11 protein-coding genes are annotated in these 21,991 nt (G+C 48.4%); 10 read left to right on the top strand and 1 reads right to left on the bottom strand.

From position 1 onward, the window contains the following. Positions 1-8: 8 nt before the first annotated feature. Positions 9-2,942 (bottom strand): M16 family metallopeptidase, encoded by a 2,934-nt coding sequence (locus C7T94_RS16425; protein WP_107216609.1) that lies wholly within the window; start codon positions 2,940-2,942, stop codon positions 9-11. A gap of 130 nt (positions 2,943-3,072) precedes the next feature. On the opposite strand from C7T94_RS16425, the gene surE reads away from it, so the two are divergent. The 10 genes from surE to C7T94_RS16375 all read left to right on the top strand — a co-directional run bounded on the left by surE (position 3,073) and on the right by C7T94_RS16375 (position 21,991). After that, positions 3,073-3,852: a 5'/3'-nucleotidase SurE gene (gene surE, locus C7T94_RS16420; protein ID WP_107216607.1), complete on the top strand. Its 780-nt coding sequence runs from the start codon at positions 3,073-3,075 to the stop codon at positions 3,850-3,852. Positions 3,853-3,854: 2 nt separating this feature from the next. Further along, positions 3,855-4,964: a lipid-A-disaccharide synthase gene (gene lpxB / locus C7T94_RS16415; protein ID WP_107216606.1), complete on the top strand. Its 1,110-nt coding sequence runs from the start codon at positions 3,855-3,857 to the stop codon at positions 4,962-4,964. Positions 4,965-5,225: 261 nt separating this feature from the next. Next, a complete protein-coding gene (locus tag C7T94_RS16410) occupies positions 5,226-8,231 on the top strand; it encodes a SusC/RagA family TonB-linked outer membrane protein (RefSeq protein WP_107216604.1) in 3,006 nt (1,001 codons plus the stop codon). 12 nt (positions 8,232-8,243) lie between these two features. Beyond that, positions 8,244-9,899 (top strand): RagB/SusD family nutrient uptake outer membrane protein, encoded by a 1,656-nt coding sequence (locus C7T94_RS16405; protein WP_107216602.1) that lies wholly within the window; start codon positions 8,244-8,246, stop codon positions 9,897-9,899. Between the two features lie 318 nt (positions 9,900-10,217). After that, the gene (locus tag C7T94_RS16400; RefSeq protein ID WP_107216600.1) at positions 10,218-12,482 is read left to right on the top strand and encodes a GH92 family glycosyl hydrolase; all 2,265 of its coding nucleotides are present in this window, start codon (positions 10,218-10,220) and stop codon (positions 12,480-12,482) included. A gap of 220 nt (positions 12,483-12,702) precedes the next feature. Then, complete coding sequence (locus C7T94_RS16395) at positions 12,703-15,801, top strand: SusC/RagA family TonB-linked outer membrane protein (RefSeq protein ID WP_239495050.1); 3,099 nt, start codon at positions 12,703-12,705, stop codon at positions 15,799-15,801. 11 nt (positions 15,802-15,812) lie between these two features. Next, positions 15,813-17,462, top strand: coding sequence for a RagB/SusD family nutrient uptake outer membrane protein (locus tag C7T94_RS16390; RefSeq protein WP_107216597.1), 1,650 nt, complete (start codon positions 15,813-15,815; stop codon positions 17,460-17,462). Between the two features lie 206 nt (positions 17,463-17,668). Beyond that, the gene (locus C7T94_RS16385; protein WP_107216595.1) at positions 17,669-19,084 is read left to right on the top strand and encodes a glycoside hydrolase family 125 protein; all 1,416 of its coding nucleotides are present in this window, start codon (positions 17,669-17,671) and stop codon (positions 19,082-19,084) included. Positions 19,085-19,094: 10 nt separating this feature from the next. Then, positions 19,095-21,329, top strand: a complete 2,235-nt coding sequence (locus tag C7T94_RS16380) for a GH92 family glycosyl hydrolase (RefSeq protein WP_107216809.1) — start codon at positions 19,095-19,097, stop codon at positions 21,327-21,329. Beyond that, positions 21,326-21,991 (top strand): basic secretory protein-like protein, encoded by a 666-nt coding sequence (locus C7T94_RS16375; RefSeq protein WP_107216593.1) that lies wholly within the window; start codon positions 21,326-21,328, stop codon positions 21,989-21,991. The genes C7T94_RS16380 and C7T94_RS16375 overlap by 4 nt, the downstream gene beginning before the upstream one ends.

The raw sequence follows: 21,991 nt of genomic DNA, 5'->3' as shown, positions 1-21,991 counted from the left end.
TGAGCTGATTAGTAACCAAACACTTGTTCCAGTTTTAACCGGGTTACAGTGCCCAATTTTTCAAGGTCGGAGAGGGCTACTTTTTTATCAGAAGCCACGACGCAATAATTGTAGGGTTTTGATGCGACCTGCTGCTTGTGGAAGGCGGTGATGTCTGTTAGTGTAAGCGGCTTCAGCTGCTGGTAAGCATCCATGCGCGAATCGTGGTCATAACCCAGTTTGCGGTCATTCAGGTACGCGTAGATAATCGCATCTTTTGTAATCCTGCCGGTTTCAAGTGCGTTCAGCGAATTATCTTTCGAAGCCTGCAGCGCTTTTTCAGATGCGGGCAACGCGTTCAGCAGTTCGTTCATGGCAGCAACGGCATCGTTCATCTTATCGGCCTGCGTACCCACATATGCCATCATCGAATATTCTTTGTCCTTGCCGTCAGGGCTTGCGTACAATGCATATGAAGAATAGGCGAGCGCTTTCGACTCGCGAATGGTCTGAAACACGACCGATCCCATACCCCCGCCGAAATAACTGTTGAAGAGGTCAACCTTACCTGCCAGAGTGGGGTCGTAGGTTCCTGCATTGCGCACCCATCTGATCTCAGCCTGCACCATGTCGTAATCTGCGAAATAGACCTTGCTGCTGTCCGGGTGCAGATACGTGAAGGTCTTTGCCGGTGCGGCCGGGGTGAAGGCGGCTGGCAGCGTGTGCAGCTTGCTGATATCGGCAGTGAAAGCACCGAGATCTTTAGGGCCGTAGTACACAACGCTGTGTTTGTAATTGTTTATGTTGTGAAGAATGTAGAGCAATTGTTCTGAAGTCATGGCCCTGACCTCATCATTGCTTAGGCCGTAATTGAAAGGGTTGTCCTGCCCGTATTGCGCATAACTCATCAGGCCCGACAGAATGGCCGACTTATTCAGTTTATTGTTTTCGCGCTGCTTCAGGATGCGGCTTTTGAGTTCGGTCAGTGCTTGTTCGTTTGCCTTGCAGTTGGCAAAAACATGCTCGACAAGGCTGACCGCTTTGTCAAAGTTTTCCTGCAAACCGGTGATGGTAATGGTCGCTACATCGTTACCTACATTGAAACTGTAGTTGCAGGCAATGTTGTAAAACTGCTTGCTGATCTCTTCTGCCGTATATTTGTCAGTTGCCAGAAAACTCAGGTACTGGGCTGCATAGGGCTGCAGTTTGTAATTGTATGCACCCATGTCGAAGCGGTAACTGAGTTTGAAGATGCTGTTTTCCTTGTTTTGGATACTCAGGATGTCAGCGATCCCGGTTTTGCCAAAAGCGATGTCTTTTTTGTAATCTAAAAAAACAGGCTGGATCGGTTTGACTGGCGCTTCCAGGACATTCCTGGCAAACTCAGATACCTCATTGGCGTTGGTATTGACCGGTGTTATTGCCGGTTTTTCCACTTTCAGTACGTTTTTGTCGGTTCCTTTGTGTTTCAGAATGACTACATAATTCTCCCTGAAAAAAGTGTTTGCAAAATCAACGATTTCTTTTTTCGTGAGTTTGCCCATCTCATCAGGAGCAGCGAGCGACTTATTCCAGTTGGCGCCGCGATTCAGGATGAACTCGTTGGTGGTTGCTTCTGCGCGGAAGTTGTTGTTGTCGAACGACTGCAGCAGCGAGAACTTACTGTTGGCTACGGTTGCCTTGATCAGGCTTGCATCAAACTGCCCTTTTTTGAGGAGGTCGATCTGCTCCAGCAACAGGGTTTTAGCCTGCTCCAGCGTTTGTCCCTGTTTCGGCGCCGCGCTGAGGATAAACACACCATAATCTTTCATCTGCTGGTAACCGGCGCTTGCCCGCAAAATCTTCTGCTGCTTGTTCAGGTTGATGTCGATCAGGCCAGCCTTTCCATTAGACAGGATGCTGCCGATCAGGTCGAGCATCATGCTCTGGCGCGAGTTTTCTGCATAACCCCTGAAACCGATCATCAGGTTTTCGGCGTTTGGACCGTAAATGTCGATGCTTCGAACAGCCTGCAGGGGCTGCTCTGGTGCCGGCTGGTACAATTTAACCGGCTTGCTCACCATGTATGCAAAGGTCTTATCTATTTTTTTGATCAGCACATCCGGCTGAAAATCGCCGGCCATGACCACGGCCATGTTGTTTGGAACATAATACTTCTGATAGTATTTTTTAATTTCGACGAGAGATGGGTTTTTCAGGTGCTCAATAGTTCCGATGGTAGTCTGCTGCCCATAATTATGTGTAGGGAACAGGGCGGCGAACAGTGCTTCAGCAGCTTTGCTGCCATCATTGTCGAGCGAGCGGTTCTTCTCTTCGTAAACGGCTTCGAGTTCTGTATGAAAAATCCTAAAAATGGGATTCCGGAATCTTTCGCCCTGTAGGGCCAGGAATTTGTCGACAGCGTTTGACGGGAAATCTTCATTGTATACCGTCTCTTCGTACCAGGTATGGGCATTAGAGCTCTGTCCGCCAATGCCTTTCATCATCTTGTCGTATTCGTTGGCAATCGAAAACTGCGAGGCCTCGCCGGAAGTTTTATCAATCTCCCGATAAATTTCTTTGCGCTTTTCCGGGTCAGTTGTCTTGTTGTACGTTTCGTACAGGGCGTCGATTTTATCGAGCAGCGGTTTTTCTTTCTGCCAGTTCAGCGTACCGAATTTATCCGTTCCCTTGAACAACAAATGTTCCAGGTAATGGGCCAGGCCGGTAGCCGTGCGGGGATCGGTGTTGCTTCCGGCTCTGACTGCCATTCGAAACTCGATGTTGGGCTCTTTGGCATTGGGTGAAAGGATCACGGTCAGGCCATTTTTGAGCGTATAAAACCTCGACCGGGTGGGGTCGTTCGTTACATACTTGTAGGTGTACCCCCCTGAGGTTGTCGTTTTCCACTGGTAAAGTTGCTGCGCACTTGCAGACAGGCCGGTTATGAGAAAACAGGCAACCGTAAATAGTTTGTGTTTCATTGAGAATAAGTTAACGCATCAAATATAATTTTTAGCGGCATCAATGCAACACCCGGCTGCTTTAAAAAAAATGGCGGGGATGGGTAGGGCAGCTGCCTGAAAAAGACCGGGGATTGCGTACTTTTGAGACATGACTAAACATGATAAGCGGCCGAACATCCTCGTCGTTAATGACGACGGCATTACGGCTCCGGGCATCAAACACCTGATCGAGGTGGCGCAGGAACTGGGTAGGGTTGTGGTTGTTGCACCCGACGGACCGCAGTCTGGCATGGGCCATGCCATAACCATTGGCAAACCGCTCCGGTTTGACCCTGTTGATCTGTATGAAGGCGTTGAAATGTATAAATGCTCCGGGACACCGGTTGACTGCGTAAAGCTTGCCGTAAATAAGATATTTAAAGGCAAGAAGCCCGATCTGTGCGTTTCGGGCATCAACCATGGTTTGAACAGTTCAATCAATGTGATTTATTCTGGTACCATGTCTGCTGCGGTTGAGGGCGCAATTGAATCAATCCCATCGGTCGGTTTCTCACTTGACGATTTCACGCAGCAGGCCGACTTCAGCCACTGCAAAACGTTTGTCAGAAAAGTCTGCGAACAGGTACTGGAGCATGGCTTGCCGGAGCGTACTTTGTTAAATGTTAACTTCCCGAAAGGGCCGGGAATAAAAGGTTTAAAGATCTGCCGGCAGGCCAATGCCAAATGGGCAGAAGAGTTTGACGAAAGGAAAGATCCCTACGAAAGGCCCTATTACTGGTTGACCGGTGTGTTTCAAAATTTCGACAAAGGAGAGGATACCGATGTCTGGGCATTGGACCATGGCTACGCCTCGGTTGTGCCGGTTCAGTTTGACCTCACCGCGCATCACGCTATTCCCATTTTGAATTCCTGGAATTTAAGTCTTTAGCCATGAGATATTACTTGGTTGCCGGCGAGGCCTCGGGCGATCTGCACGGCGCAAACCTGATGCGGGCCATTAAACAGCAGGATGCTGCGGCCGAGTTCCGGTTTTTTGGTGGGGATAAAATGCTTGCCGAGGGCGGTGTGCTGGCAAAGCACTACCGCGACATGTCCTTTATGGGATTTGTAGAGGTCCTGGCTAACCTTCGCACCATTTTCAGAAACCTCGCGGCCTGTAAAAATGACCTGGTGGCCTACCGGCCCGATGTACTGGTGCTGATAGACTTTCCGGGATTCAATCTGAAAATAGCAAAGTTTGCAAAAGAGCAGGGCATTCCGGTATGTTTCTACATTTCTCCAAAGGTATGGGCCTGGAACCAAAAACGGGTGCTGAATATTAAAAAGGTTGTTGACCGCATGTTCTGTATTCTACCTTTTGAGGTTGAGTTTTATAAAAGCTGGGGCATGGAGGTTACTTATGTTGGAAACCCGCTGCTGGATGCCGTGGCTGGTTTTTCAGCTGATCTCCGGTTTGCTGAAAAACAAGGGCTGGCTGGTAAAAAGATCATTGCACTGCTTCCGGGCAGCCGCAGGCAGGAAATCGAGCGTTTGCTCCCGGACATGCTGGCGGTAAGCGATCGTTTTCCGGAATACCTGTTTGTGGTGGCGGGGGCACCCGATTTTGATGAATCTTATTACCGGACTGTGGCCGGTTCGCGCCGGTTTGAAATTGTCTACAACAATACTTACAACCTGCTTGCTGTGGCCCATGCAGCTGTCGTCGCCTCTGGCACGGCGACGCTCGAAACGGCTATTTTTAAGGTTCCCCAGGTTGTGGTTTATAAAGGTTCGGCTATTTCAGTTGCCATTGCGCGTTTGCTGGTTAAAATACGTTTCATCTCCCTGGTCAATCTCATCGCCGACCGGAAGATCGTTCCTGAGCTGATTCAGGAAGACTGCAATCCGACACATATTGAAACCGAGCTTCGCGCCCTAATGGCTGGAGCCGGGCGGAACGACCAACTAACTGGTTATGAGGAACTGGCCGAAAAGCTGGGGCTCCCTGGTGCTTCAGGCCGGGCGGCAGCAGGCATCATAGCCACTGCTGCGGCTAAATAACCCTGCGGCCTGCATTTATTGTAATGTAACAAAATCGTTGCAATATAAACAGGTCATTTTTTGCTTGTTTCGCGGATTTTTCCTAAAATCGTTTAATAAATCGTTTTAACGAGATATTAAGACCAAACATTCAGACCATGACACCCCCGCTTGAGCCGCGCACGTGATACTTGTTGTTATCACTAATCTATCTCCTATTGTTCCAGCCATCCGATTTCATAAAACGACTAAGTTGCCAATTAAAACCAAAATAATATCTAGATGAAAGTAAATTTACTTAAGATTTCGGGGTTATGTTCACTTCTTGTGTTCAGTTCTCCGTTGTATGCTGATGCTTCAGGGGCCACCTGGGGTCATTGGCTTACCTGGAAGCCTTCGGGTATTCAGGTTCAGAAAGTGGTTACCGGAACTGTAACGGACGAAGCTGATGCACCACTGCCGGGTGTCAGCATTAGGAACACAGTAACAGGCAAGACCACTGTAACAGACGCGAACGGAAAATATCGCATCGAAGCGGGCAACGATGACACGCTCGTGTTTACTTACATTGGTTATACAACCATTAGTGAAAAACCGGGCGGCAGGAGTGTGATAAGCTTTGGTATGCAGCCCTCTTCCGACAACAAACTCGATGAGGTGGTGGTTGTTGGTTATGGTACGCAAAATATCAAAGAGGTAACATCTGCCATTACAAAGATCGATACATCACAGTTCAGGCAAAGTGGCGCGCGTAGTGCGATGGATCTCCTGATCGGTAAAGTAGCAGGCTTGCAACTTACCCGTACCAGTGGTACCAATCCCAATTCTGGTGTCGCTATTCAGCTTCGGGGTGTTACTTCGGTTTCGGTTGCAAGTAGCCCGCTTATTGTTATTGACGGTATTCCGGGCGGTAACCTTGATCTGCTACAGCAGGATGATATCGAGTCTTTCAGTGTGCTGAAAGATGGATCGGCGGCAGCGATTTATGGAACGCGGGCCAACGCGGGTGTAATTTTGATTACAACCAAGAAAGGAAAGGCCGGACCTTCCCGATTTGATTACAATGCTTACGTACGCCACGAAGTCCTGAATGAGCGTCCCGATTTCATGAATGCGGCAGAATTCCGAGAAAAGATTGCAAGTAAGCAATATAGCGCGATGGATTACGGCGGGGACTTTGATTATTTCTACGACCTGATCAATAAAAATAACATTTCGAATAATCACAATTTCGCTGTTTCTGGCGGTGGAGCAAACTCTAACTACCGTGTCAGTCTGAACTACCGGGATCTCCAGGGTTTCGCAAAACAAAACGACCGCAGGGAATACAGCGCTCGTTTGAGCCTGACTCAAAAAGGCTTTCAGGACCGTGTCACTGCACAGTTTAATGTGGCGACCAACTACAACAATCCAAACCTGATTGCGGGTGGTGGCTGGGAGACTGTTCTGGTAAAAAACCCGACAGAGTCTTATTACAAACCTGATGGCAGTTTCGCGTTTACCCGGAATATAACCAATGAAATTGCCAGACTTGAGCAGGAAAAGTACCTGCGCTCGCAGCAAACGTCATCGGTAGATGGTAAAATTGATGTTGACATTATTTCCGGCTTACGTGCATCAGTTTTTGGTGCGGTACAACGCGATTCCTATGTAAACAACATTTACAGGATGCGCGGCAGCCAGAATTCGATCGAGAACGGTGAATCCCCAGGCGGCGGTTACGCTGAGAAAGGAAGTGTTCTGAACCAGAATTTTAGTGTTGAGCCAACTTTAGACTATAACAAATCTTTTGGCCAGCACAAGATCCAGGCTTTAGCCGGCTATTCTTACCGGTATGAAGTGGGCGAGAACTTTGGTGCATGGAACCGCGGTTACCTGAATGACGTATTTGAAGAAAACAATCTCGGAAGCGTTCCCATTAAGCTGAACACAATTGGCATCAGCAGCGGCAAGAGCGACAATACACTGATCGCTTTTCTGAGTAGGGTTCATTATGGCTTTGCTGATAAATATTTTGTTCAGGCTACTTTCCGCAGGGAGGGATCGTCAAAATTCGGTGCCAACAACAGGTGGGCAAACTTTGTTTCGTTTTCAGGTGCCTGGAATATTACTGAAGAAAACTTCATGAAAAATGTTCAGTGGGTCAATAACCTGAAATTGCGAGGTGGTTATGGTGAAACAGGTAACTCAGGATTTGCTAACACGGCTTCTATGGTGACCCTTGGCGGTGGTGGTGTGTACCGGTTCCCCGGAGACGAATACCAGCAAACTTATGGACCAAGCAGAAACCCGAATCCGAATCTGCGCTGGGAGAAAAAACAGGAAACAAACATCGGGATTGACTTTGCGGTGCTTAAAAATCGCCTGAGCGGTTCGATCGAATTGTACAACCGGGTTACCAAAGACCTCCTGGATACGTATACTTCGCCACAGCCTCCATTTATTCAAAGCTCAATCTACACCAATGTTGGTACCATCTCTGCAAAAGGTATTGAACTTACCCTGAATTATCAGGTGGTAAACACAAGCAAATTCCGTTACTCAATCGACTTTATTGGAAGTACGACTGATAACAGGCTTGATGCGTATTCGAATGATGAATACAAACGTGATATGAAGACCTTTGGCGGCATTGGCGGCTTTGGTGCACTTGGAGACGCAATCCGGACCTACGAAGGCGGCAAACTTGGCGAGTTCTGGGGCAAACGTTTTGCTGGCTTTACTCCTGATGGCAAATGGACTTTCTTCAACAAGGACGGCAATGTTGTTTCCAATGCACAGATCAATACATCTGTGTTCAGAGACCAGACAGACCTGGCCGTAATTGGTAATGCAATTCCAAAATATTATTTGTCGCTCACAAACAACTTCACCTACGCTAATTTTGACCTTCGGGTGTTCCTGCGCAGTAAGCTCGATTACGACATCCTGAATACACTTGCCCTCTCATACGGAAACAAGAACGGAACACAAGGAAACCTGCTCAGAACTGCCTTTACCAAATACAATGAGATCAAGGATACATATATGTATTCAGACTACTACATTGAGTCAGGAAGTTTTGTGAAACTGGACGAGGTAACACTTGGTTATACATTCAAGATACCAAACAAGACCATCCGTAACCTGCGTGTTTATGCAACCGGAAGTAACCTTGCTACATTCACAAAATATACCGGAAATGACCCTGACACAGTTCAAGATACTGGCCTCGGCCCAGGCATCGACAGCAGAAGCCCATATCCATGGACCCGTCAATTCTTATTTGGTGTCAACTTTGGATTTTAACGAATAATACACATGAAAATTTCAAATAAAGTAAGCACAATCCTGCTGGCCGGAGTGGCCCTGCTCGGAAACAGCTGTACCAAACTTGATCAGCGGATTTACAATGAGTTGACCACTGACAACTTTTACAACAATAAAACTGAGGTTCTTTCGGCTGTTTTACGGCCATATACACATGCGAACGCGTGGGTTACGCCTTCTGGCCAAGATGGCTGGTGGCGCCCAGCTGAGCTTTCTGCAGACCAGCTGGCCTGGCCAACGAAAGGCCGCCATGGTGAGGACGGGGGAAAGTGGAAGAGATTGCATTATCATACCTGGCTGAGTGATGACGGACCATTGAACAATGCCTGGTCGCTGATGTACTGGGGAATGGGTCTTTGTAATGATCCGATCGAGAACCTGGAAAAAAGGTCGTTGTCTCAAATGGGTATTACACAAACTGAGAAGGATGCTTTTGTTGCCGAATTAAAATTGCTTCGGGCATTTCACTACCTGAAACTCATGGATCTTTTCGGAAACATTCCTGTCGTTACACAGGTAGGCATTCCTGCGAAACCTGAAACACGTCCGCGTGCTGAAGTATTCGCGTTCATCGAAAAGGAAATTAAAGATAATATCGATAAGGTTCCTGTGCTTTCTACAGATATGACCGGCCGTATGACAAGAGCCGGTGGTTATGCGATGCTGGTAGAACTTTATCTGAATGCGCAGGTATGGACAGGAACAGCGAGATGGGATGATTGTATCGCAGCTGCGGACCAGTTGATTAATGGAGCGGGCGGCGGTCAGAACGGCGCAATGGCTCTGGACCCGAACATCACTGATCCGTTCAAACCGACCAACCATTTATCGAAAGAGGTTATCTTCTCGATCGCCTACGACTTTCCAAGGGCGAATTTCCAGCCATCATGGACCGGCGAATTTTACCATTTCCAGCAAGGTATTATCTATGGCGGCAACCGGAACGGTAATGATGGTGTTGTTGTAGTGCCCGGTGTGTTTACAACCTTCGAGGACCAAGATCTGCGCAAGCGCACCTGGCTGCTTGAAGGACCAATGGTGCGTTTCGATAATGGCCAGCCAGCGCTGGCTGCGGGAGGAAACGAGTACGACGGTCAACAAATCGTTTTTGTAGATAATATTCGTAAAAATAAGACAGGTTCGACTGTTTCAAACATGAGCGAAGGCGAAGAAAACAGTGGAGTACGTTTTAATAAGTACAAGCTTGGTAACCAGAATCCGGGTGTGGTAAATGGGGTAGCAATTCCTGCAGATCCAAACTATAACAACACTGACTGGAACATTTATCGCCTAACCTGGGTTTATTTTGCTAAAGCAGAAGCACTGATGCGCAAAAACGGTGGTACCGCTACGCAAGCTGCGTGCGATCTGATCAATGCTTGTAAAAGCCGTGCGTATACCGCTGCCAATTGGGCAGGCCGGGCATATACCCCAGCTACGTTAACTTTAGATGAACTCCTGGCAGAACGTGGCCGCGAGTTTATCTTCGAAGGCTTCCGCAGAAATGACCTGATCCGTTTTGGTAAGTTCCATACCGCAACCTGGTGGGACCACCAGCCTTCTCAAGCATTCCGGACGCTGTTCCCTATCCCTCAGGTACAACGTACCTTGAATGGCAACCTGGCACAAAACCCTGGTTACAACTAAGGTTTAATATTAATCATCTGGAAGAGATTGCCGGTTCGGCAATCTCTTTTTTTTTGCCGCTGGCGCACATCACTGCTGCACTTCTGATGAAATAGAACGGCTATACTAATTAGTCGTGCGTAAAGTTATTAGGACCGTCCACTCTCATTTGAGGCCGGCTTGCATTTGCCGAGGCAACCCATTGATATTCTTAAAAACCGCATTGAGGCCTGCCGATGTTAACACGCGCTTCTTTTTGATATTTGCTCTTCTTTTCATGACAGCATACCATTGCCTAAAAGCGGTAGATTATTTATACTTGTACTAAAACGATTAAGTATGTTAAAAAAGGGATGGTTCCTTGCGGTGCTGCTGCCGCTGTATGTACAGGCCAGACAACACGATCTGGTTAATTACGTCAATACCCTTCAGGGAACTAATTCGAAGCATGAACTGACACGGGGCAATACGTATCCGACAACATCCTTGCCCTTTGGCATGCATACCTGGACACCGCAAACCGGGAGGAACGGAGATGGCTGGAAGTACCAATATTTCCTCGATCGGATCAGGGGATTTCAACAGGCGCATCAGTGCAGCTCATGGACCCGGGATTATGCCGTTTTTTCAATGATGCCTGTGCTTGACAGTCTGGTAGTCGACCAGGACAAGCGTGCGGCAAAATTCAGTCACCGGAATGAAACTGCCCGGCCCAATCATTACCGTGTTATGTTTGATAACGGCATAACAACAGCCATTGCGCCCAGTACCCGCGGGGCACATTTGCGATTTTCTTTTCCGAAAAACCACAAGGGATATCTGGTACTGGACGGGTACATAGGTTTGAGCGAAGTAAAAATTGATCCGGCAAACCGCAAAATAACCGGCTTTGTAAATAATGGAGCCGGCTTTAAACGGGGCTGGAAAAGTTTTTTTGTGATTTATTTTGACCGCCCGTTCAAATCGTTCGGTACCTGGGAGAATCAAAAAAATACAATAGATCATGGTCAGACAACCGCTACAGGCAAGGGAAAGGGTGCATACCTTCAATTTGCGCCAGGCACGACCGTGCAGGTAAAGACTGCCTCCTCATACATCAGCCTGGAGCAGGCAGAGCTCAACTTGAAACGCGAATTGGGCGCCGATAAAATGATAGAAACGACAATTGCCCGAGCGGGGAAGGTATGGAATAAACAACTGGGGCAAATTCTTGTTGAAGGTGGCAGTAAGGCCGACAAGGAAACATTTTACTCCTGCTTTTTCCGTGCCAGCCTGTTTTCCCGCAAGTTTTACGAAATTGATTCCAAAGGTCAGCCTGTTTATTTCAGTCCTTACGACGGGCAGGTACATCCCGGGTATATGTTCACAGACACCGGCTTTTGGGATACTTTCCGTGCGCAGTTCCCTTTGAATGCCCTGCTTCACCCAACCATGCACGGCAGGTACATGCAGGCCATGCTCGATGCCTGGAAACAGTGTGGCTGGCTGCCTTCCTGGTCGTTTCCCAGCGAAGCGGGGAGCATGATCGGCAACCATGCCATTTCGCTGTTTGCAGATGCCTGGGCCAAAGGAGTCCGAACGTTCGATCCGGCGGAAGCCTTAAGAGCCTATGAACATGAATCAGGCAACAAAGGACCCTGGGGACCGGCGAACGGCCGCGATGGCTACAAGGAATATGAAGCGCTGGGTTATGTGCCCTACCCGCAGGTGCGGGAAGCGACAGCAAAAACGCTTGAATATGCGTATGACGACTTTTGCGGCTACCAGCTGGCGCGTATGACTGGTAATAAGCATTACGAGGATCTGTTTGGCCGCCGGATGTTCCGGTATAAAAACGTTTACGACCCGGCAACCCGGTTTATGCGGGGTCGGGATAAAGATGGCAAATGGACAAGCAATTTTGATCCGGCAGAGTGGGGCGGCCCCTATACCGAAGGCAATGCCTGGCACTGGCAGTGGTCGGTCTTTCACGATGTAAGCGGTCTTATTGATCTGATGGGCGGAGAGAAAAATTTCACCGCTAAGCTGGATTCTGTTTTTACCGAACCGAACCGGGTGAACGTCGGTACATATGGCGGCATGATCCACGAAATGACAGAAATGGTTATGGCGAACATGGGGCAGTATGCGCACGGGAACCAGCCTATCCAGCACATGGTTTACTTGTACAATTATGCAGGGCAGCCATGGAAAACACAATATCATGCCCGAGAGGTCATGCGGAAACTATATGATGCCAGTGAAAATGGATATCCCGGCGACGAAGACCAGGGACAAACCAGTTCCTGGTACGTGCTCAGTGCACTGGGTTTTTACAGCGTTTGCCCGGGTACAGATGAATATGTGCTGGGTAGCCCGGCATTCCGTAAAATCACGATCAGCCTGGAAAATGGTAAAAAATTTATCATTAAGGCGCCAGCCAATAATGCAGAACACGTTTACATCACCAGGGCGAGCCTGAACGGAAAACCTTTTAACAGGAATTATTTACGGCACCAGGAATTACTGGCAGGTGGGGTGCTGGAGCTCGACATGCAATCCACACCCAATAAGCAGCGCGCAGCCGGCATGGCCGGCCGGCCTTTTTCAGTTTCGGCAAAATAAAGGCTGTTTTCAAAATTCTTCCGTCTTAACTGTTACATCTTTTTTAAAAAAAGTAGGTGTACAGTGAAATTTTTGCCTGAACTAAAACGTTTAAGTAATGTTGCTAGCCTGAAAATTGTGTGACAACCAACAAAATGAGCAGTTACAATTAACCAACCGCGTATGAGCCAATAAATTACATCCTGCCATCTCCACTAAAGAACATATATACCAATCGCCAATGAAAAACTATCTACCCAAAATTGCAGGGCTTGCCGCTCTGTGCAGTGTCTGTTTGTCTGCAGACGCTGCTGGCAAGACCATGATGGCCCGGGGCCATCTCGCATCAAAAGCCGGTCATTTCCGGCAGGTGCAAGACACCACCAGACAAACTCCTGCACAGGACTCCACTAAAAAGCCGGCACAGCCGGCTGCAGCCGCGTCAGCACAGCAAACGGTCAGCGGTGTCGTTGTGGATGAAAAAGGAGTTCCGATGCCTGGCGTTAGCGTCAGACTTCAAAGCAATCCGCAGAAAGGAACAGTTACAGATGCAAGCGGAAAATTTTCGATCGCCGTTCCGAATGCAAACAGTATCCTCGCTTTCAGTTTTATCGGTTATGAGCCGTTGGCACGGCCTGCCGGTTCGGGACAGGCTCCGCTTAGTATCAAACTAACACCTTCGGGCAACAACAACTTGAACGACGTAGTCGTGGTGGGTTACGGTACGCTCAGGCAGAAGGAGGTCACCTCATCTGTTGCGCACCTTGATACCGCTCAGTTCAGACAGAGCGGCGCCAGAAATCCGCTTGACCTCATCCAGGGAAAGGTGGCAGGTTTACAGATTACACGTACCAGTGGATCTAATCCCAATTCAGGCACCAGCGTACAATTGCGCGGAGTTGTATCTGTTAAAGGGAGCGCAAGCCCGCTGTTTGTTATTGACGGCATTCCTGGAGGAAATCCTGACCTGTTGCAGCAGGACGATATTCTGTCGGTTGACGTGTTGAAAGATGGTTCGGGAGCTGCAATCTATGGGACGAGCGCCAATGCAGGCGTTATCCTGATCACAACTAAAAAAGGAAAGCCCGGAAAACCAACCGTAAATTACTCAGCATATGCACGTAAAGAATTTATTTACAACCGGCCGGATTTTCTTTCGGCAGACGAGTTTAGACAGAAAATAGCCGAGGGTCAGATCAGGCAGCAGGATTTTGGCAACTCAACCGACTTTTTCGATGAGCTCGTGAATCACAGCAACCTGTCTCAGAACCACAACCTGGCACTTAGCGGTGGTACAGACAAAACAAATTACCGCGCAAGTGTGAACTATCGGGACCTGCAGGGCATCGCACTCGAAAACAACCGCAAAGAATACACACTGCGCCTGAATGTTAATCAAAAAGCGTTCGACGATAAGGTAAATGTGCAGCTCAACCTGGTTACGAATACTAACCATGCAAATCTGCTTGGCGGTGGCGGCTGGGAAGAAGATGCTACTAAAAATCCGACTTTGTCAAACTTTAATCCTGACGGAAGTTACCGCTTCGATACGCAAAGTACGAACCAGTATGCCCGCCTTTTCCAGGAAACCAATGGCCGGAAACAGCAGACCAGTTCTGCCGATGCCAAGGTCGACATTGATATTTTCAAGGGCCTAAAAGGCTCTGTTTTTGGATCGATCCAGCGTGACAGCTATATTGACGCGAGTTACCGAACCCTGGCCAGTGAGGATTCACAGGAAAATTCAGATTATCCGGGCGGAGGCTATGCTTCGAAGGGAACGGCTCTTTTCCAGGATTATGCTTTCGAACCGACACTGCAGTACAATGGAAACGTAGGTGAGTCGCACACTTTTTCTGCGGTTGCCGGTTACAGTTACCGGTACCATGTTGAGGAAGGTCAGTCTATGGACAACCGCGGGTTTTTGAACGACCAGTTTGAAGAAAATAACTTAAGCGACGGAACAGCCCTGATCGATGGCAAAGCAAACATGAGCAGTTTTAAGAATGACAATACGCTCATCGCTTTCTTCGGTCGGGTAAATTATACGTTTATGGGTAAATACCTTGCCCAGGCAATCTTGCGCCGGGAGGGTTCCTCAAGGTTTGGCGCGAACAACAAATGGGGGAATTTCCCAGCCGTATCTGTAGGCTGGAACATCAGCCAGGAAGACTTTATGAAGAATGTGAAGTGGGTCAATTTCCTGAAGCTTCGTGCAGGTTATGGTGTTACAGGGAATTCCGGCTTTGCAAACAATGCATCTCGGTTAACACTGGGACGCGGCGGAAAATATCTGTACCCGGATGGCAGTTACCGCGAAACGTACGGGCCAGACCGCAATCCGAATCCTGATCTGCGTTTCGAAAAAAAGAAGGAAACCAATATTGGTCTTGATTTCACGTTGCTGAACAGCAAATTAAGCGGTTCTATTGATGTGTTCAACCGGACCACCAGCGACCTGCTTGATACGTATACCACACCGCAACCACCGTATATCAGATCTGAGATTTATACCAATGTCGGACAGATTTCTTCTAAAGGTATTGAACTTGCCCTCAGCTACGCAGCGATTAAGCGTAAAGATTTTTCCTGGAGTCTGGATATGACGGCCAGTACATTACGCAATACACTTGATTCATATTCCAATTCGCTCTATACCAGAGAATATATCGAGTTTGGCGGCATCGGAGGAGCAGGTGCGCTCGGGAACGCAATCACCACATTCGAAGGCGGCAGGCTCGGCGAGTTTTATGGAAAACGCTTTGCCGGTTTCACTCCGGAAGGAAAATGGCTTTTCTGGAACCGAAACGGGGAGGCTGTGACCAACGATCGGATTAACCCTTCACGTGACCGCAGCCTTAGTGATCTTGCGCCAATCGGAAACGCAATTCCTAAGTATTATGCATCTCTAACGAACAACTTCACTTATAAGAACTTCGACCTGCGGATATTTCTGCGCGGCCGGTTTGACTATGATATCCTGAATACAACAGCGATTACATATGGCAACCGTACCTGGAGCGGAAACCTGCTCAGGAATACCTTTACAAAGTACGCAGGCATCAGTGATACCTACATGTATTCAGATTACTACCTGGAAAGCGGAAGCCATGTGAAAATTGACGAGGTAACTTTCGGTTACCGTTTCAAAATCAAACAAAACAAGTACATCAACAGCGTTCGGGTGTACGCCACGGGGCAGAATCTGGCCACTATCACCGGATATACCGGTAATGATCCGGATTTTATCCAGGACACCGGCCTGGGCCCGGGTATTGATAGCCGTGGTCCTTACCCGACTACGCGCTCCTTCCTGTTTGGTTTAAATGTCGGATTTTAATCTCTACTGAAATGAAAAAATTAGCTGTATATCTCGCTGCAACAGCCGTGCTGAGCCTGGCAGGATCTTGTACCAAACTTGATGAAAATGCCTACGATCAGTTGCTGAGCGAAAAATTCTATAATAACAAAAATGAAGTGCTTTCTGCCGTGCTCCGGCCATATACCCATGCGAATGCCTGGGTGACACCAGCCGACCAGAGAAACTGGTGGGAGATGAGTGAGTTATCTGCAGATCAACTTGCCTGGCCAACAAAAGGTCGTCACGGAGAAGATGGCGGAAAGTGGAAACGGTTACATTACCATACCTGGACAGTTGATGATGACTTTATCAATAATGCCTGGAGCTTAATGTATTGGGGTATGGGGCTTTGTAACGACCCCATCGATAATATCGGAAAACGTGATATCGGACAAATGGGAATTACCCAGGCCGAAAAAGAGTCTTATATCGCCGAATTGAAATTGCTTCGTGCTTTTCACTACCTGAAGCTTATGGATCTGTTTGGAAACATCCCTGTTGTGACCAGCGTGCCTGCCAGCAGCAACGAAGAGTTACCGACGACCGTTCCGCGTAAGGACGTCTTTGCATTTATTGAGAAAGAAATCAAAGAAAACATAGAAAAAGCTCCAAAACTATCGCGTGCCATGCTGGGCCGGATGACGCAAGCCAGCGGTTATGCCATGCTGGTTGAGCTATACCTGAATGCCGAGGCATGGACTGGCACAGCCCGCTGGGATGACTGCATAGCTGCTGCAGATAAACTGATCTCCGGAGCGGCTGGCGGGCAAAATGGGGCAATGCAACTGGACCCCAATATTACCGACACCTACAAACCAGATAACGACTTATCGAAAGAGGTGATATTCTCCATTGCGTACGATTACTCGAAGGCTAAGTTTGAGCCTTCATGGCCAAGTGAGTTTTACCATTTCAAGCAACGGGAAATCTATGGCGGTGGCCGGAATGGAAATGACGCGGTAGTCGTAGTGCCGGGCAATTATGTTAAATATGATGATACAGATCTGCGTAAATCGACCTGGCTGTCAATAGGCCCCCAAGTTAAGTTCGCAGACGGAACCCCTGTGACGGGATCAGAAGAGTATAATGGTCAGCAACTCGTGTTTGTTGACAACATCAGGCGTAATAAAGCCGGATCGACGGTTTCAAACATGAGCGAGGGAGAGGAGAATAGCGGCGTACGTTTTAATAAATATAGATTAGGCAACTCTCTGCCGGGCGTAGTAAATGGTGTGAAGATGGATCCGAATCCCAACTACAACAATACCGACTGGAATGTCTATCGGCTCACCTGGATTTACTTTGCCAAGGCAGAAGCGATTATGCGTAAAAATGGCGGAACAGCAACCGCCGAGGCTGTACAGCTCATAAATGACTGTAAAAGAAGGGCATTTTCTGAAGCCAATTGGGGTAACAGGGCCTATACAACGGCAACATTGACACTTGACGAGCTGCTGGAAGAGCGTGGCCGGGAATTTATTTTTGAAGGGTTCAGGCGTACCGACCTGATTCGCTTTGGTAAATTTAATACGGCGTCATGGTGGGATCATCAGCCAACTTCCCCGATACGCAAGTTGTTTCCAATTCCACAACAGCAGCGGTCATTAAATCCGAAGCTCGTTCAGAATGAAGGCTATTAAAATCTGAAAAAGGTGTCTGCGGACACCTTTTTTGTTATTCCAGCCAGGCGGCGCTGGTATTCAGTGGTTAAATACCTGTGTTTAAACAGGCGGTGTGTCAAGCAAAGGCGGCGGGTTGCGGTAACCTGGCATATTCAGGAGGCAATTCCTGTAAAAAAAGCGGGATAAATCGTTTTTATATACCGCAGTTTTTCTATTTTTAACGTATGATACGAAGAACCTTTATTAAGCAAACCGGCGTGTTAGGTGCCGGACTGATGGCCAGTAAATTGTCTTTTGCGGCGGCGCCGCAGTTTCCGGTTGTCAGGGTTAGTCCTGAGAAGCGGCATTTCAGAAGCAAGTCTGTAGATGCTGCCATCAAAACATTCCAGTCGAAGGTCAAGAATCCTGAACTTACCTGGCTGTTTGAAAATTGCTTTCCAAACACACTTGATACGACCGTTTACCATAAACAGCTGGACGGTCGTCCAGACACCTATGTGATAACCGGCGACATCGACGCCATGTGGCTGCGCGACAGTTCTGCACAGGTTTGGCCGTACCTGCAGTTCATGAATAAAGATAAAGAACTCAAGGCACTGATTGCCGGGGTTATTATTCACCAGACCAAATGCGTGTTGAAAGATCCGTATGCCAACGCTTTTTACGGCGATCCCAATAAACAGGGCGAATGGAAAACCGACCTCACAGATATGAAACCCGGTATTCACGAACGCAAATGGGAAATCGATTCACTTTGTTACCCAATTCGCCTTGCTTACCATTACTGGAAGGAAACCGGCGATACAATGCCATTTGACGCTGCCTGGAAGAGCGGTATTGAAGCCACATTAAAAACATTCATCGAGCAACAGCGTAAAACGAACCTGGGCCCTTACAAATTCCAGCGCAAAACAGCCTGGGCAACAGACGGTATCCCGATGAATGGATACGGGTACCCTGTAAAACCGGTCGGGCTGATCTGCTCTATGTTCCGCCCGAGCGATGATGCAACGATTTATCCTTACCTCATTCCCTCTAACTTTTTTGCTGTTACCAGTTTGAAACAGGCTGCCGAAATGGTTGCCAGCATTTCAAAAGACCAGGACCTGGCATCAAGGCTTCAGGCCCTGGCTGCAGAAGTTGAAAATGCACTGAAAGAACATGCAGTGGTATCTCATCCGAAATTTGGCAAGGTGTATGCCTTCGAAGTAAACGGTTTTGGCAGTTACAACCTGATGGATGACGCCAATGTGCCAAGCTTACTGTCGCTGCCCTATCTTGGCGGCGTTCCTGCGAACGATCCCGTTTACCAGAACACCAGGAAATATGTGCTGTCTGAAGAGAATCCGTTTTTCTTCAAAGGTTCTGCGGCAGAGGGCATCGGAGGTCCGCACATTGGCCTTGACATGATCTGGCCTATGAGCATCACGATGCGGGCATTAACTTCAGACAATCCTGAAGAGATCAGAACGTGTATTAAAACATTGCAGAAGACCCATGGCGATACCGGCTTCATGCACGAGTCTTTTCACAAAGATGATCCGAAAAAGTTCACGCGGTCCTGGTTTGCCTGGTCAAACACGCTTTTTGGCGAACTGCTGTGGAAAACCTATCAGCAGAATCCGGGCCTGCTGGCTTAACAACAAAATCATGTTCCTAACAAATACAGTTAAAAAAACCGGTCTGCTGGCTCTGCTGGCTGCCGGTCTGTGGGGTCAGCTAAGTGCGCAGCAGCTCTCACCGATCGATTACGTCGATCCGACGATTGGCGGTGTGGGGCTGATCCTGGAGCCAACCAGGCCGGCCGTGCACCAGCCAAATAGCATGGTGCGAGTTTTTCCGGCGAGGAAAGACCAGCTGGATGACCAGATTGGCTATTTTCCGCTTGCTATCTCGTCGCACCGGCAGCCCTGGCTGTTTCGTTTTATGCCGGTTTCAGGTAAACTTGATGCAGGCGCAGCCGGAAAATTCAGCAGTGCAAACGAGCGCATTACCCCAGCACATTACCAGGTCAACCTGATTGAATCCGGAATCCACCTGGCCTTTACCCCCGGGCAGCGAAGCGGATTTTTTAAAGTAACCTTTACCGGGGCCGACAATTTCCTGCGCCTTGGTATTGAAAATAAAGGAACGATCAGGACGGAAGGCCGGCGCGCCGTATCCGGTACTGAGGAATTTTCGGGCATGAAGGCCTACTTTTATGCTGAATCGAATACAGATCTGAGTCCCGTAACCGGGCAGGCCGGCGATCGCCATACCTATCTGAAGGTTGCCGGCACGGCTAAAACGATTTTGTGGAAGTATGGTCTTTCTTTCATCAGCACCGAGCAGGCAAAGGCCAACTTGGCGAGGGAAATTCCGGCTTGGGAATTCGATGCGCTCAGGAAGCAGGCTACAGATAGCTGGAACCGCAAACTCGGGCAAATGCAGGTGCAAGGCGGTACCGAGGCACAGAAGCGAGTGTTCTATACCTCTTTGTACCGCAGTTACGAAAGGATGGTCGACATCAACGAGTATGGAAAGTACTACAGTGCCTATGACCACCAGGTACATCAGTCAGATAAGCCTTTTTTTGTCGACAACTGGTTATGGGACACCTACATTGCGCTCGAGCCGCTGCAAACCATTCTTAATCCCAAAATGCAGGGCGAAAAAATCGATTCGTATGTAGAAATGTACAAGCAAGGCGGTTGGATGCCTTCGTTTGCATTGGTTTTCGGAGACAACCCCTGTATGACCGGCAATCATGCGGCAAGCTGGATCCTCGATTCGAGAATCAAGGGGGTAACTAATTTCGACCTGGATAAGGCTTATGAGGGACTCCGGAAAAATGCGCTTTCGGGTACCCTTCTTCCCTGGCGCAATGGCCCCGCTACCGTCCTGGATTCGTTTTATGCGAAGAAAGGATATATGCCCGCATTAGCTCCGGGAGAGAAAGAAACAGTAAAGGAAGTGCATGGCTTTGAACGCCGGCAGGCTGTTTCGGTCACACTGGAAAACAGTTATGACGATTGGTGTATCGCGCAGCTTGCTGACCTGCGCAAAGACAAAAAGGACTATAATTTATTTCTTTCGCGCGCCGCATATTACCGGAATGTATTCAGAAAAGACAAGGGTTTTGTCTGGCCAAAAGATAAAGACGGAAACTGGATTGAGCCGTTCGATCCCAAATTCTCGGGTGGTCAGGGTGGACGTGATTATTTTACCGAAAATAACGCCTACACTTACAACTGGGATGTCAAACATGATTTTACCGGCCTGTTCGAACTGATGGGCGGGCCGCGGAAAGCCGAGGAAAAACTCGACAACCTTTTCCGCGAAAGCCTTGGCCGCAGCAAATACCAGCTTTGGTATACTTTTCCTGATGCAACCGGCCTGGTAGGCCAGTTCGTAATGGGTAATGAGCCGAGTTTTCATATTCCTTACCTGTATAACCACCTTGGCAGTCCATGGAAAACGCAGCAACGCATTCGCATGCTGATGGATACCTGGTATACCGATAACTTTTTTGGCATACCCGGCGATGAAGACGGAGGCGGAATGACGGCGTTCGTGGTCTTTTCAATGGCCGGCTTTTTTCCGGTTACCCCCGGCATCCCTGTTTACAGCATTGGCAGCCCAAGCTTCAGCCAGGTCAGTATTAAACTTGACAACGGCAAAACGTTCCGGGTTACCGCCAAAAACAACAACAAATTAAACGTTTATATCCAGGGCGCTAAACTGAACGGCAAGTCGCTTGACCGGTCATGGTTTACGCACCAGGAATTACTGGCCGGCGGTCATCTGGAGCTCGTCATGGGCCCATTGCCCAATACAAATTGGGGTACCGAAAACCTGCCGCGGGCCGCAATAAATGACAAGCCTTTTAATAACCAAACAAAATGAACAAATTAATTACAGGTGCGTGCATTGCACTGACAAGTCTTTCGCTAAACCTCAATGCCCAGGAGGTGATCAGCAAAAAGGGGTATACGCTTACGTTTAGCAGCAATGATCCCGCTTTCTCTTCCGAAACCAAAGCCAAACTGATCTCAACGTTTTTTGAAGTCTATCCGAAACTGGCTAAAACCTACAATACCAAAACGCTTAAGAAAGTGGAATTTATTGTGGATACTGCGTACAAAGGCGTTGCTGCAACACACAATGGAAAGGTTGTTTATAGCCCGGTATGGCTTAAACAGCATCCGGGTGATATTGATGTCGTGACCCACGAAGTTATGCACATTGTGCAGGATTACGGGCGCAGTGTGGGCCCAGGCTGGCTTACAGAGGGCATTGCAGATTATGTGCGCTGGAAATTCGGTGTAGATAACGCAGCCGCGAACTGGAAGCTGCCCGAACTCAAGCCCGAACATTCTTACAAGAACAGTTACCGAATTACGGCGAGATTCCTGGCATGGATAGAAAGCCAGGTTAAAGAAGGAACGGTTCAGCGCCTGGATGCCGCATTGCGCGACCACAGCTATACGGCTGCACTGTGGAAGGAACAAACCGGTTCTGACCTTGACGAACTCTGGGCGAAATATGTAAAAAATCCGCAAATTTAA

This window comes from Pedobacter yulinensis (assembly GCF_003029735.1).
Taxonomy (GTDB): domain Bacteria; phylum Bacteroidota; class Bacteroidia; order Sphingobacteriales; family Sphingobacteriaceae; genus Pedobacter; species Pedobacter yulinensis.
This window is presented reverse-complemented; position numbering and strand designations above follow the sequence as displayed.

What these genes read in the sequence shown, in the direction of transcription:
- C7T94_RS16425 (WP_107216609.1), bottom strand. Translation starts at nt 2,942, where the DNA reads ATGAAACACAAACTATTTACGGTTGCCTGTTTTCTCATAACCGGCCTG.
- surE (WP_107216607.1), top strand. Translation starts at nt 3,073, where the DNA reads ATGACTAAACATGATAAGCGGCCGAACATCCTCGTCGTTAATGACGAC.
- lpxB (WP_107216606.1), top strand. Translation starts at nt 3,855, where the DNA reads ATGAGATATTACTTGGTTGCCGGCGAGGCCTCGGGCGATCTGCACGGC.
- C7T94_RS16410 (WP_107216604.1), top strand. Translation starts at nt 5,226, where the DNA reads ATGAAAGTAAATTTACTTAAGATTTCGGGGTTATGTTCACTTCTTGTG.
- C7T94_RS16405 (WP_107216602.1), top strand. Translation starts at nt 8,244, where the DNA reads ATGAAAATTTCAAATAAAGTAAGCACAATCCTGCTGGCCGGAGTGGCC.
- C7T94_RS16400 (WP_107216600.1), top strand. Translation starts at nt 10,218, where the DNA reads ATGTTAAAAAAGGGATGGTTCCTTGCGGTGCTGCTGCCGCTGTATGTA.
- C7T94_RS16395 (WP_239495050.1), top strand. Translation starts at nt 12,703, where the DNA reads ATGAAAAACTATCTACCCAAAATTGCAGGGCTTGCCGCTCTGTGCAGT.
- C7T94_RS16390 (WP_107216597.1), top strand. Translation starts at nt 15,813, where the DNA reads ATGAAAAAATTAGCTGTATATCTCGCTGCAACAGCCGTGCTGAGCCTG.
- C7T94_RS16385 (WP_107216595.1), top strand. Translation starts at nt 17,669, where the DNA reads ATGATACGAAGAACCTTTATTAAGCAAACCGGCGTGTTAGGTGCCGGA.
- C7T94_RS16380 (WP_107216809.1), top strand. Translation starts at nt 19,095, where the DNA reads ATGTTCCTAACAAATACAGTTAAAAAAACCGGTCTGCTGGCTCTGCTG.
- C7T94_RS16375 (WP_107216593.1), top strand. Translation starts at nt 21,326, where the DNA reads ATGAACAAATTAATTACAGGTGCGTGCATTGCACTGACAAGTCTTTCG.